Annotated in this window: 12 protein-coding genes; 8 read left to right on the top strand and 4 right to left on the bottom strand. The window is 65.8% G+C overall.

Annotation, left to right across the window (positions count from 1 at the left end; genetic code table 11):
* Nucleotides 1–81 precede the first annotated feature (81 nt).
* The 7 genes from ABD842_RS06315 (at nt 82) to ABD842_RS06285 (ending at nt 5,283) form a co-directional block, all read left to right on the top strand.
* Nucleotides 82–1,584 (top strand): sensor histidine kinase, encoded by a 1,503-nt coding sequence (locus tag ABD842_RS06315; RefSeq protein ID WP_345111602.1) that lies wholly within the window; start codon nt 82–84, stop codon nt 1,582–1,584.
* Nucleotides 1,585–1,665: 81 nt separating this feature from the next.
* Nucleotides 1,666–2,076, top strand: coding sequence for a response regulator (locus ABD842_RS06310; RefSeq protein WP_345111600.1), 411 nt, complete (start codon nt 1,666–1,668; stop codon nt 2,074–2,076).
* 95 nt (nt 2,077–2,171) lie between these two features.
* A complete protein-coding gene (locus tag ABD842_RS06305; protein ID WP_345111597.1) occupies nt 2,172–3,041 on the top strand; it encodes a hypothetical protein in 870 nt (289 codons plus the stop codon).
* A 33-nt stretch (nt 3,042–3,074) separates the two neighbouring features.
* Nucleotides 3,075–3,818 (top strand): endonuclease III domain-containing protein, encoded by a 744-nt coding sequence (locus ABD842_RS06300; RefSeq protein ID WP_345111594.1) that lies wholly within the window; start codon nt 3,075–3,077, stop codon nt 3,816–3,818.
* A gap of 70 nt (nt 3,819–3,888) precedes the next feature.
* Nucleotides 3,889–4,089, top strand: coding sequence for a hypothetical protein (locus ABD842_RS06295; RefSeq protein ID WP_345111591.1), 201 nt, complete (start codon nt 3,889–3,891; stop codon nt 4,087–4,089).
* 8 nt (nt 4,090–4,097) lie between these two features.
* Nucleotides 4,098–4,373 carry a DUF167 domain-containing protein gene (locus ABD842_RS06290; RefSeq protein WP_345111588.1) on the top strand — a complete coding sequence of 92 codons (276 nt, stop codon included), beginning with the start codon at nt 4,098–4,100 and terminating at the stop codon, nt 4,371–4,373.
* A gap of 112 nt (nt 4,374–4,485) precedes the next feature.
* On the top strand, nt 4,486–5,283 hold the full coding sequence (locus ABD842_RS06285; RefSeq protein ID WP_345111586.1) for a ZIP family metal transporter: 798 nt from the start codon (nt 4,486–4,488) through the stop codon (nt 5,281–5,283).
* A gap of 77 nt (nt 5,284–5,360) precedes the next feature.
* On the opposite strand, the gene ABD842_RS06280 is transcribed toward ABD842_RS06285, so the two are convergent.
* From ABD842_RS06280 to ABD842_RS06270, 3 genes are all read right to left on the bottom strand, one after another.
* Nucleotides 5,361–6,740 (bottom strand): ammonium transporter, encoded by a 1,380-nt coding sequence (locus ABD842_RS06280; RefSeq protein ID WP_345111584.1) that lies wholly within the window; start codon nt 6,738–6,740, stop codon nt 5,361–5,363.
* Nucleotides 6,741–7,103: 363 nt separating this feature from the next.
* Nucleotides 7,104–8,300 carry a threonine synthase gene (locus ABD842_RS06275; protein ID WP_345111581.1) on the bottom strand — a complete coding sequence of 399 codons (1,197 nt, stop codon included), beginning with the start codon at nt 8,298–8,300 and terminating at the stop codon, nt 7,104–7,106.
* 64 nt (nt 8,301–8,364) lie between these two features.
* Nucleotides 8,365–9,270, bottom strand: a complete 906-nt coding sequence (locus ABD842_RS06270) for a LysR family transcriptional regulator (RefSeq protein WP_345111578.1) — start codon at nt 9,268–9,270, stop codon at nt 8,365–8,367.
* A 206-nt stretch (nt 9,271–9,476) separates the two neighbouring features.
* Between ABD842_RS06270 and ABD842_RS06265 the strand changes: the two genes are divergently transcribed.
* Nucleotides 9,477–13,793 carry a bZIP transcription factor gene (locus ABD842_RS06265; RefSeq protein WP_345111575.1) on the top strand — a complete coding sequence of 1,439 codons (4,317 nt, stop codon included), beginning with the start codon at nt 9,477–9,479 and terminating at the stop codon, nt 13,791–13,793.
* Nucleotides 13,794–13,819: 26 nt separating this feature from the next.
* On the opposite strand, the gene blaOXA is transcribed toward ABD842_RS06265, so the two are convergent.
* A complete protein-coding gene (gene blaOXA / locus ABD842_RS06260) occupies nt 13,820–14,677 on the bottom strand; it encodes a class D beta-lactamase (protein ID WP_345111572.1) in 858 nt (285 codons plus the stop codon).
* Between the last annotated feature and the right edge of the window lie 12 nt (nt 14,678–14,689).

The raw sequence follows: 14,689 nt of genomic DNA, 5'->3' as shown, positions 1-14,689 counted from the left end.
GCCCCGAAGATACACCAGCCGCCGGTGCCGGCCCCACCCCGGGCTAGCGTATGTAAACGGAAGGGCGTAGGTTTGTGAGCTATGCGCCTAAAACTCAATACGAAAATTCTGATGGGCTTTGCCATTGCGGCGGGAGTGCTGCTGCTCACAGCCCTTGTCTCTTTTCGCACTATCCGCCAGCTTACCATTCATACCCGCTCGGTAGAAAACACCTACCAAGTGCTGCAGGAAGCCGAAGAGCTTACGTCGCAGGTGCGCGAGGCCGAGCGCCGGGTCCGTGGCTACCTGCTCACCAACGACGTGGACTATCTGCAGGACTACCCGTCGTCGGAACAGCAGGTAGAGAAAAGCTTCGTCCACCTGCGGCAGCTCATGGTCGATAATCCGGTCCAGACTCAACGCCTGGACTCGATGCGGCTCCTGGTACGGCAGCAGTTTCGAAACATGCAGACGCTTATCACCCCCCAGACGGCCCTGACGCCACCCGTGACCCGAACCATTCTGGATACTGGCCGCCAGACCATGCGGGCGATTCGTGGGCTTTTCAACCGCCTCAAAGCCTCGGAGCTGCAGCTGCTGACGCTCCGCAACCGCCAGCAGAATATCTACGAAACCATTGCTCCCATTACCATTATCGTTTCGGCCGTGCTGGCCATTCTGATTGCCCTGTGGCTGTTTTTCAAGATTTCCCGCGAGCTGACGGCCAACGAGCAGCTCCAGCAGCAGCTCACCCACGGCAACCAGGAAACCAGCCGCCGCATTGAGATTGTGGAGCACCTGGCCGAGCAGGTGCTGGGGGGCGACTACAAGGTCAAAATCAAGGACAAGGAGAAGGACAGCCTGGGCAACCTGGCCAACCTGCTCAACCGCATGACCCAGAAGCTGGACGAAAGCTTCGGGGCCCTCGAAAACCGCAACAAGGAGCTCGACCAGTTTGCCTACGTGGCTTCCCACGACCTGAAAGCGCCCCTGCGCGGTGTGACCACCATCGTGAAGTGGATTGAGGAGGAGCTCTCGGGAGAACTGAGTCCGCAGATGCGCCAGTATCTGGACATGATGAAGGGCCGCCTGGCCCGGCTGGAAGACCTCATCAACGGCCTGCTGGCCTACGCCCGCATTGGCCGCACCGAGCAGAAAATCGAGCCGGTCGACGTAGCCGAGCTGGTCCGCGAGGTTACCGACCTGGTTGTGCCCCCGGAGTTTACCGTAGCGGTATCCGGTACGCTGCCGACGTTTCTGGCGGACCGGCTCAGCCTGCAGCAGGTATTTACCAACCTGTTCAGCAATGCCGTGAAGTACCACCACCAGGGCGCCGGCACCATCACCGTGCGCTGCCAGGAAACCAAGAAGGAGTACGAGTTCAGCGTGGCCGACGACGGGCCCGGCATTGCGGCGGAGTACCACGAGAAGATCTTCCTGATGTTTCAAACCCTGCGCGACCGGAACACGGCCGAAAGCACCGGCATCGGCCTGAGCATCGTCAAGAAGATAATTGATGAGCAGAAAGGCACCATGCGCGTAAGCTCCGAGGTAGGACACGGCACGGCGTTTATCTTTACCTGGCCGAAACTACCCAGCCAGTGACCAATCGGCGTAAGCCCTACTTATCGGCCCGCTTTGTGCTAGCCGCCCGCTTCCCTTTTATCCCTTTTTTCCGTTCCCGCTATGCGTTCCGTTCTACTCGTGGAAGACGACTTTTTTGACACGATGACCGTGCAGAAGTCCTTTGAGAAATTCAGTGTTCAACACAAGCTCTACACCGCCTTCAACGGCCTGGAGGCGCTGGATCTGCTGCTGGGCCGCAACGGGGCCGCAGCCCTCAGCCCACTGCCCGAGGTGATTCTGCTGGACCTGAATATGCCCAAGATGAACGGGCACGAGTTTCTGGCCGAAATCCGCCAGCACGACCAGCTGCGCGACATTCCGGTTTTTGTCATTACCACCTCCGCCATGGACGTCGACCGGCTGAGCGCCCAGAACCTGGGCGTGGAAGGCTACATCATCAAGCCCCTGGACTTTGAAACCAGCACCAACATGGTCGACAGCATCAGCCTGCTGGAACGGCTGCTGAAGTAGCCCCGGCTGCTTCTTCCACTAGCCAGTCCGGCCGCGGCGCCGTCCGGGCGGCCTGCTTCTACTTCCCCCACCGGATCTTTCCCTGCTGCTCTCCCGTGAAACTCCTGCCCGTCCGCCGCTTTTGCCTGCTGCTCCCGCTGCTCGTTGCCCCGGTGGCGCTGACGCTGGCCCAGACCACGCCGCGCCAGCTCAACACCCTGCCCACGGTATCCGATTCGGTGCAGCCCGCCGCCACCCACCAGCCGGCCCCGGCACCCGCCGCGGCGCCGCCCATCGAGGCCTCGCGCTATTCGGTGGGGCTGAAAAACGGCCAGACCTACCGCGTGTTCGACGTGGAAACCAAGCAGCCCGTCTTTGGGCGCTCCTTCCTGCTCCTCGACGGGCAGCAGCGCATCGACCTGAGCGAGGTGAAATACTACGAGGACGAAACGGGCCACTACGTGCGCACCAAGCTGCCCAAAGGCAACCGCGACGTGACGCTGCGCCGCGAGAAAGTGGGCCGTATCAGCCAGTACTCAGCCTACACCAACCAGTTTTCGGGCGGCTACCCGGGCGGCTTCAGCCCCTACGGCTACGGGGGCCGGTACGGGGGGTTTGGGGGCTACGGCATGGGCGGGCCGATGTACCGCCCCATCAAGGTGGAGTACTTCACCAAGGACAATGGCCCGGTGCAGGACCTGAGCCTGAAAAACCTGAGCCTGGCCACGGCCGACAACCCGGCCAGCACCGAAATGCTCCTGCAGGCCCGCCGCTACCAGCAGTACGCCACGGCCAGCTACGTAGTCGGGGGCGGACTGCTGGTGGCCGGCCTGCTGAACAGTCTGAGCACGCGCGACGGCGGGACGTTGATTTCTCCCCTGATGTACGCGGCCGTGCCGTTTCTGATTGTGCCCGTGGTGGTGCAGGGCAAGCAGCAGCGCAGCATCAGGCAGGCCATTTCGCTGTATAATCGGGGGCCCCAGTAACCCCGCCCGGGCCGCTCTGCGTAAGCCGCTACCATGCCTACCCCTGCTGCTGCTGCCCAGCCCGATTTTGCCAGTTGCCAAACCAAAGCCCTGCTGGTGCACGAGCGGCTGTGCCAGGCCTATGGCGCCCCCTTCCGGTTTTTCAGTGACAAGGATGCGCTGAGTGAGCTGATCAGCGCTCTGCTTTCCCACCGCACCAAAAACGCCGACTCCCACCGTGCCTACCAGCAGCTGCGGGCCCGGTTTCCGACCTGGGACGAGGTGCGCGACGCCCCGACGGCCGCGGTGGAAGCCGCCATCAGCACCTGCACCTGGCCCGAGCAGAAGGCCCCGCGGCTGCAGGCCGTGCTGCGCGAAATCGGTACCCGCTGCGGCGGCCCCTGCAACCTGGACTTTCTGGCCGACCAGCCCGTAGCGGAAGCTCGGGCCTGGCTGGAGTCCATTTCGGGCGTCGGCCCCAAAACCAGCGCCGCCACCCTGCTCTTCAGCACCCTGCGCATCCCGGCCATGCCCGTCGACAGCCACCACCACCGCGTGGCCCAGCGGCTGGGGCTCATTGGCCCCAAGGTGGGCGAAGGGCCGGCGCACCGGCTGCTCGAAGCCCTGCTCCCGCCCGGCTGGGATGCCCAGCAGGTGTACGACCACCACGAGGCGTTCATGTTTCACGGGCAGAAGTGCTGCTACTTTCACTCCCCGGCCTGCGCCCGCTGCGTGGTGCTGGACCAGTGCCCGTTTGGGCAGGCGCGGCTGGGGCCGCCGGTAGCGGCCGCTTCGTAGCCTTCCCGGGCGTTTCACGCGGGGCCGGCGCCCGCAACTTCCTATCTTCGCTCTTCAACTCTGCACTGCCATGAAAGCTACCTACGGTGTTCCCGCCCTGTTTTCCTTTTTCATTCCCGGCCTGGGTCAGCTCATCAAGGGGCATATTCTGAAAGCGTTCCTCATCTGGGCCGTGGGCGGCGTGGTGGGCTTCCTGCTCGCCTGGACGCTGGTGGTACCCTTCCTGATCTGGGCCTGGAACGTGTACGACGCCTACAACTCCCAGGCCTGAGCTGCCCCGTGGCCGTCCTGCACCTCAAAGCCCGGCCCAACGCCCGCGCCAACCAGCTGCTGGTAGCCCCCGACGGCACCGTAACCGTGCGTCTGAAGGCCCCGGCCCAGGACGGCAAAGCCAACGCCTGCCTGCGGGCTTACCTGGCGGAAGTGTTCGGCGTGAGCAAAGCCAGCGTCACGCTGCTGACCGGCCACTCGGCGCCGTTCAAGAAAGTAGGCCTCAAAACCGTGGACGACGCGACCCTGCACGCCCTGCTGGCCCGCCACCAAAGCGCGGCCTGACCTGCGGGGAGCCAACGGAGCAACTCTGCCGCGCCCGCACGTATAACGGCGCAGCTACCCGGCGCAGGGCCGGCATTTCATCCGCTTTACTCTTTCCGGCTTGCTTGTTTCCATGAACTTTCCCACCTGGGCGCTGGCCGGATGCTGGGGCCTGGTGTCGGGCTCGGCGCTGCTGCTGGGCGCCGCTATTGGCTACTACGCCCACGTGCCCCAGCGCCTTATTGCCGCCGTCATGGCTTTCGGCAGCGGGGTCCTGATTTCAACCCTTTCGCTGGAGCTGATGGAGGAAGCCTACAAGCAGGGCGGCCTCGACTCCACTTCCCTAGGCTTCGTGGGCGGCGCAGTAGCCTACACGCTGGCCAACTGGCTGCTGGCCCGCGCCGGCGCCAAGCACCGCAAACGCTCCGGGCAGCATCAGCACGAGGAGCGCCAGAAAGTAAAAGCAGGCAGCAAGCCGGGCGCCGACCCCGGCGACGACAACAGTATGGCCCTGGCCATCGGCGCCCTGCTCGACGGCATCCCCGAAAGCATCGTCATTGGCCTGAGCATGCTGGTGGGCGGCAAAGTAAGCGTGGTGGCTGTGGTAGCCATTTTTCTGTCGAACCTGCCGGAGGGGCTGTCCAGCTCGGCGGGCATGAAAAAGGCGGGACGCTCGGCCCGCTACGTGTTTTTGCTCTGGGGCGGCATCATGCTGATATCCGGGGTATCCTCGCTGGTCGGCTACTCGGTGTTCAGTCACTTCTCCCCCGATGTAATAGCGGCCACGACGGCCGTAGCCGCCGGTGCCGTGCTGGCCATGATTGCCGACACCATGATTCCGGAGGCCTTCGCCACGGCCCACAATTTCACCGGCCTGATTACGGTGCTGGGCTTTCTGGCCTCATTTTTCCTGAGCAAGATGGGCGAATAGCCGAACAGGCCGCCGGAACTACTTCCGGCGGCCTGTTCGCTTGCGCTAACTATTCGTTATAAACTCCCCTTTCCTGCTCAGACCTGCTCCGCTACCGTTTCCTTGCGGTAAGTCTGCTCAAACTCTTCGTCGATATGGTAGGTTGACTCCTCGTGCTGGCTCAGGTCGAGGCCCAGCTCTTCGTCGCTGGCCTTTACCCGCAGCCCGAAGCAGGCATCCGTGATTTTGAGCAGCACCCAAGAGCCGGCAAAGGTGTAGGCAATGACAATAATCAGCCCCAGCACGTGGTAGCCGAACAGCGTGGCCGTGCCGTGCACCAGCCCGCCCTTTTCGGCAAACACGCCCGTCAGCAGCATACCCACGATGCCGCCCAGCCCGTGGCAGGGAAACACGTCGAGCGTGTCGTCGATAGAGGTGTAGCTGGTTTGCCAGTGCACCGCCGCCTGGCTGACCAGGGCAGCCACTACGCCAATCAGAATGCTCTGCCCGTAGGTGACGTAGCCCGCCGCGGGCGTAATGGCGACCAGACCCACCACCGCCCCAATGCAGGCCCCGACGGCCGTTGGCTTGCCGCCCTGGGCCAGCTCAATCAGCATCCAGGCAATAAGGGCGGCAGCCGACGCCAGGTTGGTGTTGGCGAAGGACTGGGCCGCCAGCTCATTGGCCCCGAGGGCCGAGCCGGCATTGAACCCGAACCAGCCAAACCACAGCAGGCCGGTGCCCAGCAGCACGTAAGGCACGTTGGGGGTAGAAAACGACTGCTTTTTGGCACCACCGGAGCGGGGCCCCAGCACCAGCGCACCCGCCAGTGCGGCGATGCCGGCCGAAATATGCACCACCGTGCCGCCCGCGAAATCGAGGACGCCCCAGCGGCGCAAGAAGCCTTCGGGATGCCACGTCCAGTGGGCCAGCGGGCAGTAGATGAAGAGGCAGAACAGCACCATAAAGGCCAGGTAGCCCTTGAAGCGCACCCGCTCGGCGAAGGAGCCGGTAATCAGCGCCGGGGTGATGACGGCGAACTTGAGCTGAAAGGCGAAGAACAGGATAAACGGGATGCCGGGCGACAGCAGCGGGTGGGGCGCCGTGCCCACGTTGCGCAGCAGCCCGAAGGTGAGCGGGTTGCCGATGAGCCCGCGCCAGGAGTCGCCGTAGGCCAGGGAGAAGCCGACGAAGTACCACACCAGCGAAATCACGCCCAACGCCACGAAGCTCTGCAGCATCGTGGAAATAACGTTTTTGGGTCGCACCATGCCCCCGTAGAAAAACGAGAGGCCGGGCGTCATAATCAGCACAAAGGCGGTGGCGGTGAGCATCCAGGCTACGTCGGCCGCGTTCAGGGAGCCGGGCGCCGCCACCGGATGGGCCACTTCGGTGAAAGCCGCTACGCCGCTGAACAAAACCAGGCTTACCAGGGCAAACAAGCCGTAGCCAACACGAAAACCCGAAGCAGCAGCCATTAGCAGAATCAACCAGCCTGAAATATTGGCACCTTGCCATTTGATATGCAATATAGCATAAACATGTACTTATCTTCAATACACCCCTTTCAAAATCAACTTCTTTAGTCTTATATCTTATGCAAAATCCCAAAATACCCTTTACTTTTGAAGGCATTTAGCAAATTTCGCTGCAGACAGCGGCCAAACCTGAAGGCGCAAAACCAGCAAAGCCCGTAACGCCTGGTGGGCGCTACGGGCTTTGCTGGTTTTGCTGTCTTACCAAGCCGCTTTTTGGGTCTGCGGCGGTAGTACTATCAGTGACCGTAGCCACTGGCCGGTTTTTATGAAAAGCCTTCGTCTGAGCCTACCACGCCGGGCTCCTTACCCGTGCTGCCCGGCCACATTTTCCAGATACTTCTGTCCCGAGCCGGTGTTGAGCAGCAGGATCTGCTCGTCGGGCTGCAGCCAGCCCGCGGCCAGCAGCTGCCGGGCCGCCATCCACACGGCCGCGCCTTCCGGGGCTACGAACAGGCCTTCCAGCCGGCCCAGCTCACGCATGCCTTCCACCATTTCGGCATCGGTGATGCTAAGAGCCGTGCCCTGCGACTCGCGCAGCACGTCCAGCATCAGCAGCTCGCCCAAAGGGCGCGGCACCGCCAGGCCGTTGGCAATGGTGGGCTGGCCCACGTAGCTGTGGGCATTGGCCTGCCGGCCCTGGTAGGTTTCTACCAGCGGGCAGCAATTGGCCGCCTGCACGGCCACCATGCGCGGCAGCTTCACGTCGGGAGCAAGCCAGCCCAGCGCTTTCATTTCCTGGAAAGCCTTCCAGATACCGATAAGGCCGGTGCCGCCGCCGGCGGGGTATAGGATAACGTCGGGCAGCTGCCAGCCCAGCTGCTCCGCAATCTCGTAGCCCATGGTTTTTTTTCCCTCAATGCGGTAGGGCTCCTTCAGCGTGGATACGTCCAGCAGCTCACCCGCAGCGTTGACCTGCCGCACCCAGGCGGCGCAGTCGTTGATGAGGCCGTCGATAAGCTGCACTTCGGCCCCGTACCAGTAGCATTCTTCCTTAAAGGCCTGGGGCGTGTGGCGGGGCATGGCTACCACGGCCCGCATCCCGGCCTTGGCACAGTAGGCCGCCAGGGCCACGCCCGCGTTGCCGGCCGTGGGGATGATGCAGCCCTGCACGCCCAGCTCCTTGGCCTTGGAAACCGCCATGCTCAGCCCCCGGGCCTTGAACGAGCCGGTCGGATTCTGGCCCTCGTCCTTGAGCACCACGGACTGCAGGCTGTAGCGGCCGGCCACGTTTTTCAGGTCGAGCAGGGGCGTGAAGCCTTCCCCGAGGCTAACCTGGTTTTCGTCGTGGAGCAGCGGCAGCACCTCCCGGTAGCGCCACATCGTGCCGTCGAGGCTGCGGATGCTGGCGCGGGGCAGCGGCTCGTGCAGGTCGTAGGAGACCAGCAGCGGCATCTGGCAGCAGTCGGATACGCGCTGCAGGGTAAAGGCCGGGTGCGGGGCGCCGCAGACCGAGCAGTGCAGCGCCTGGAGGCGGGAAACGGATTCGAGGGTGTCGTTCATAGTGGATCTGGAACGCAAATCTCTCCCCGCGCTATTCCCAAATCAAATAGTGTTTCGGAATAGGCTATGCCGGTTTGGCATAATGGCGCCGCGCAAACTGGACGAACTCCCGGTAGGGCATGTTGTTTTCGGTGCCCTTGCGCTGCACAAATTCGAAGTGGCGGACCAAGTTCAGGTCGCGCAGGGGCACTTCTACCAGCTCGCCCGAGGCCAGCTCCTTCATCACGGCCTGCCGGGGCAGAAAGGCCAGGCAGGTATCGACGCGCACGAAGTTTTTCAGCGCCTCGGTGCCGCCCAGCCGCACTTTCACCGGCAGGTCGGTGAGCTTGATGTGCTTTTCGGCCAGGGCCTCTTCCAGCACCGCCAGCGTGCCGGAGCCGGCCTCGCGCAGGGCCACGGGCACCTCGAGCAGGTCGTGGGCCCGCAACTCCTTTCTCTTGAGCGGATTGCGGGCCGAGCACACGGCCACCACCTCGTCGGTGAGCAGCGGCGTGTAGGTCACGTTGCTCACCTTGTGGATGCCTTCGATAATGCCCAGATCAATTTCGTGGTCGAGCAGGGCCTTGAGGATATTCTCGCTGTTGCGGTTTTTGAGGGTGAGCTGGGTGTTGGGGAACTTGCTCAGGTAAGCCGACAGGATCGGGGGAATGACGTAGAGCGAAATGGTGGTGCTGGCCCCAATCACCATGTGCACCTGGGGCGAAAACGTAGGGCTGAGGGTAGTAAACTCCTGGTGCAGCTCGTGCTGGAGCTGCGTGGCCAGCAGCAGCTTCTGGTAGAGCAGCTCGCCGGCCGCGGTGAGAATCACGCTGTTGCCGAGGCGCTCAAACAGGCCGGTTTTGTAGTATTCCTCCAGCGCTTTCACCTGCTTGCTCACCGCCGACTGGCTCACGAACAGCGCCTGGCTGGCCTTGGTAAAGCTGAGCTGCCGGGCTACTTCGAGAAAGATTTCGTGCCGGTGGGAGAGCATGGCGGGTTGGATATGGGGCTGGCCGCAGCCAATGGGTGCCCCAACATACGCAGGGCGGCGGGGAAGGCTGCCCGGCCACCGCTCCCGCGCTGCCGGCGGCCAACCGAATAAATCACTAAGTTTCCAGCGCCGGCCCTGCGCCCCGGGCCGGGCGAGGCGTGCTTTCCGGCCGCTTGACCTGCCTTCTCCGGCTGTAAAACTACCCTATGGATAGCGGAATATGGATTGTGGTGGTGCTGGTGGTCGGCTACCTGCTTTACCAGCGCCTCAAGGACCGCGTCCAGACGCTGGAGCAGCAGCTGCGCAAGCACGACGCTGACCACGTGCAGCTGCTGGCCCAGGTAGACCAGCTGCGGCAGGAAATGAAGCTGCTCCAGCCGCCCCCCGCCGCCGCGCTGCCCGCCCGCCCGGCGGCGCCGCTGGCCACGCCCCCGGCGACCAGCACCCCGACGGCACCCGCCCCGGTGGCACCCGCCGGGCCACCCCCGGCTGCTCCCGTGCCCGCCGCTGCGCCGCTTCCGGTGGCACCTGTTGTGCCCCCAGCTCCGGTGGCGCCCCGGCCGCCGGTGGCTGCGCCCAGCCCCACCCCGGCTTCGCCAACGGCTTCCGCACCGCCAGCCGCGACTCCGACGCCACCAGCGGCGCTGCCGCCCGTTCCGAAAACCCAACCCGAACCCGCTGTTATCCCGCCCCCACCGCCCCGGCCCGTAGCGCCGCCGGTGCCCGCCGAGCCCATCGGGCCGACGTGGTGGGAACGGACTGAGCACCTGCTGCTCGACAACTGGACCGGCATTCTGGGGGCCGTGGTGCTGGTGACGGGCGTGGGCTTCCTGGGCGTGTACACCGCGCTGCGGCTGGCCCCGCCCTTCCGCTTCGCCCTTATTTCCGCCTTTGCCGCGGCCCTGCTGGCCGTGAACTACTACCTGCGCCCCAAGCCTTTCGCGGCCCGCCTGCACGTGTGGCTGCAAAGCAGCGCGGCCGCCATCTTCCTGTTTGCCTGCGTGGGCGCCGTGAGCGTGCCGGGCCTGCAGTGGGCCGCGCCGCCGCTGAGCTACCTGCTGCTGCTGGCCGGCGTGGCAGCCAACCTCTGGCTGGCCTGGACCAGCAGCCGGGAGTCGGTGGCTACGCTGCACGGGGTGCTGAGTCTGGTGGCGCTGGCCGTCATTCCGCCCGACCTGCTCACGCTGGGCACGGCGGCGGGCATCACGGCTTTCTGCATCGCCATTACCTACCGGCAGCAGTGGCGCTACCAGCTGCTGCTGAGTATCGTCAGCTTTTTCGTGTTCCACCAGTACTGGCACTTCCACCTGGCCGCCCCGCTGACGGGCGCGCCGCGGCTGGCGGCCATGGCGTTGGTGGTGCTGGTGGGCGTAGCCGCGGCCGTGGTCCAGTACCGCCGCGTGTATGCCGATGCCCGCTTCGACGCCCTGCTCTTCGCGGCCCACGTTCTGAACTGGACCACGCTGGGCTTCAACCTCTACCAGTACAGCACCGGCTCGCCGTGGAAAACCATTCCGCTGGGCCTGGGCGCGGTGCTCACGTTTTTCGTGGCCCGGCGCGCCCGGCAGCTGGGTATTCAGTGGCTGTTCCAGACCGACACCATCATTTCCCTGCTGCTGGCCCTGGCTACGGCCTTCTCACTGCAGGGCTGGCACGCGACGGGCAGCGTCGTGGCGCTGTTTATGCTGCTGGAGGCGTTGCTGATTGCCTTTATCATGGGCCGGGAGCGGGAGACGCTGGTGTTTCAGGTAGCCGCCGCGGGGGCCCTGCTGGCCGGTGTGGGGCTGCTGGGGCTGGTAGGGGCCCAGCTGACCTCCTACTCGCCGGCGGAGCTGCACCGCAACGCGTTCATCGTATTGCTGGCCGCCGGCCTCGGCACAGCCTACTTCCGCCTCACGGCCGCCCAGTCCGTGCTGGCGCCGGAGGCCGGCGGCGCGGTAATCAGCCGGGCGCTGCACCAGGGGCTGGGTGGCCTTTTCGGCGCCCTGTACCTAGGTAGTGCCGCCTTGGTGCTCCAATCGTTATTTGGCCGCCCTAATCCCCCGGCCGGGGCCCTGATCGGGGCGGCGGCGGCCGTGGCCGGGGGCATTTTCGGGCTGGCGTGGTGGCTGCGCGGCGGCCCCCAGTGGTTTCGTACCCTGCACCTGGCCCTCGGGCAGGTGCTGCTGGCAGTGGCCATCATCGGCCTGCATGAGCTCGGACTGACCTGGCCCGCTACGCTGACCCTGCTCTACCTCGAAACCCTGCTCCTGGCCGCGCTGCTGGCCCGGGCCACGGAAGTGGCCGCCTTCCGCCTGCTGATGGGCGGGGCGCTGCTGGCGGGCTTGGTGCTGCTGCTCACCGGCCTCTTCGACTGGCCGCAGCTAACGCCGGCTACCGGGGCCCGCAACGCCGCCCTGCTGCTGCTGGCCGGCGCCGGCGGCGCCGTGTTTTTCCGACGGCTGGGCCGGCACCTGTGGCTCAGCGCCCAGGCCGTCGCCTCGCCCGACCGCACCCTGCACCTGGGGGTGGGGGGTATTTCCGGTCTTGCCTATCTGGGCGGCGCGGGACTGCTGCTGCAAGCTTTGTTTGGCTTTGCCCATCCGCCGGCCCTGGCCTTGGTAGGCGGCAGCGCGGCGGCGGCCGGCGGGTTGGTTGGGCTGGCGTGGTGGCTGCGGGGCAGTGCGGAGTGGTTCCGCATCCTGCACCTGCTGGCCGGGCAGCTGTTGCTGCTGGTAGCCGTACTGGGTCTGCACAAAGCCGGGCTGAGCTGGCCGCTGACCAACGTGCTGCTCTACGCCGAGCTGCTGCTGATGACGCTGCTGCTGGCCGGCCGCCGCGAGTGGTGGACCTACCGGGTGCTGCTCTACGGCACGCTGCTGCTGGCCGCCGCGCTGCCGGCCCTGGTGTATTGGCCCGGGGCGCTGAGCGACAACCAGCGGGCCTTGCTGCTGGTGTTGCCGGCGCTGGCCACGGTGGCGGCCCAGCTGCTGCTGGTTCGGCTGGCCGCCCCGCCCTACGACCTGCTGCCTTTCTCTTACAACCCCAACTACCGGCTGCGCGTGCTGGGCACGGTGCCGGGGCTGCTGCTGCTGGCGGCGGCGGGGCTGGTGTATGAGCAGCCGTGGGCCAGCTGGGCTGCCGTCGGCCTCGGGGCCGGGCTGCTGGGACTGCGACGCTTCCGACCGGTGCCGGGGTTGTGGGTGGGCGTGCTGCTGGCCGCGGTGGGCTACCACCTGCTGCAATGGGAGCACGCGCTGTTCGAAAATCAACCCGCTACCACCGGCCACACGCTGGCCTACCTGCTGCCGCTGACGCTGCTTTCGGCGGCGGGGCTGGCCTTTTCGTGGTGGCAGGCGGCGGGCCGGCAGGTGCGCTGGCCCTGGCTGTACCTGCTGGCTCTGCACCTGGCCGTGACGAGCTGGGCAGCTTTTGCCCCGCATTCCGAAGCGCTGCCCGTGCTGCTCTGGACCGCGCTGACCGCAGCCGCGGCGCTGGCTGCCCAGGAGCTGCGGCGCCGGCTGGCCGACCCGGCAAGCCTGGCCCGCGCGGGCAGCCCCGACCGGTTTCTGCTGCACGTTTCCTACGGCCTGCTGGGCTGGGCGCTGCTCGGGCACCTGGTGCTGCTGGTGCCCGGCACCGACCAGCTCTGGCACCTACCCGCCCGTCGCCTGACGGCCGTGGCCCTGCTGCTGGCCCTGGCCGGACTGGCGTGGCGGCAGCCGCCCGCCGCGGAGCCGCGCTACCGCTCCTGGCAGCGGCTGCACCCGTATCTGCCCGAGCTGACTTTGCTGTTTGCCACCTTCACGCTCTGGCACGAAGTGCAGGTCACCTGGCAGGCGTTGCTGTCGTTGGCGCTGGCCCTGGGCCTGAGCCTGGGGGGCGCGCGGCTGCCCGCAAGGCTGCGGCGGCTGCAGCTGTACGGCATCCTGTTTTTCGGGCTGGCCACGGCCTGGATCATTTACGTCGCGCTGGTGTACCTGGCGCCCGGGCAGCTGCTGAGCGTGCGCTGGCTGACCACGGCCGGCGCGGTGGCCCTGCTGTTTGCCTACGCGGCCCTGACGCTGGCAGCTCCCGTCCCGACGGCCCCGCTGTACTGGCCCCCGGGGCTGGGCGGGCTGGCGGCCCTGGGGCAGCTCAGCCCGCGGCAGCGGGTAGCCGTGCTGCTGTACCCGGCTTTCGGGGCCCTTACGGTAGTGCTGGTGCAGTCCTTCGACCGCTCGGTGCTCACGGTGCTGCTGATGCTGGAAGTCATTGCCCTGTTTGTGAGCAGCCTGCTGCTGCGGCGGCAGGATTTCCGCTACGCGGCCCTGGCCGGCGTGGCCATCTGCCTGGTGCGGCTGGTGTTCTTCGACCTGAGCCAGCGCGGCACCATTACCCGCGCCGTGGTCTTCATTCTGATGGGGCTGCTGCTGCTGGGCATGAACGCGCTGTACGCCCGCTTCAAGGACCGCTTTACGCCCGTCGCGGCGGCGGAAGACCCGGCTTCGGATGCGCCGTCTTCCGCCGGAGCCAAGCTGACTGCTGCCGAGCCCGCCGAATAAAGCCAGGCCCGCGGCCCGCTGGTAAGCTACTGGTGGGCCGCGGCGGGCAGCAGCCCAAACTCCTGCCGCAGAATCTGCTCCGTAACGGCCCGGCGGCCCTGAATAAAGTTGGCCGCGGCCGGACCACCGTTTTGGGGCTCCGCGTTCAGGGCGAAGAAGTAGGCTTTACCGGCCTGCTCCACCCAGCCCACAAACCAGCCGTTGTCGTGGCCCGCCTGCATGGTCCAGCCGGTTTTGCCGCGCAGCGTCCAGCCCGGCCCCCGGCCGAGGACGAGCAGCGCTTTGGTGATGTCTGCGCTGCGGCGGGCTACGGGCAGCTTATTCCGCTGGAAGCGCTGCAGAAAGTCTATCTGCTCGAACTGGGTGATGCGTGAGGGGCCGGCCAGCCAGAACGTATCGACGGTGGCCGGCGTGACCTGCATGCGGCCAAACTTCAGCTTCGGCAGCTGCTGCTGGTAGCGGGCCGCGCCCACGCGCCGGGCCAGCTGCTGGTAGCAGGGCACGCACGACACCCGCAGGGCCCGGGCCATCGTCATGTCCTGGTTCCACTGCGGAAAGCTGCGCTTCACGCCGTCCCAGCGGCAGAGGTCGGTGGTATCCCGGATAGCGCCGGTTTCGAGTCCGATGAGGGTATTCGGAATTTTGAAGGTGGAAGCGGGCAGGAAGCCCTGGCGGCAGCGCGGCAGGTTGTAGGCCGTGTACTGCCCCGTCGCGGCGTCGAGCAGCAGAAACGAGCCCTGCAGGTCGTAGCGATCGAAGTAGCGCTGGTAGTTTCGCTCGGTGATGCGCGGGGCCGGCGGCACGGCAACCGTCCCCAACAGCCCGAGCAGCAGCATTATACTCCCGCAGGCCCGCAGGGCAGATGATTTCAGGCAGCTTTTCATAGGGCAAAGATT

It is taken from the genome of Hymenobacter algoricola, assembly GCF_039539525.1.
Classification (GTDB): Bacteria; Bacteroidota; Bacteroidia; order Cytophagales; family Hymenobacteraceae; genus Hymenobacter; species Hymenobacter algoricola.
Note: the sequence above shows the minus strand (reverse complement) of the source record. Positions and strands in the feature narration are given on the sequence as shown.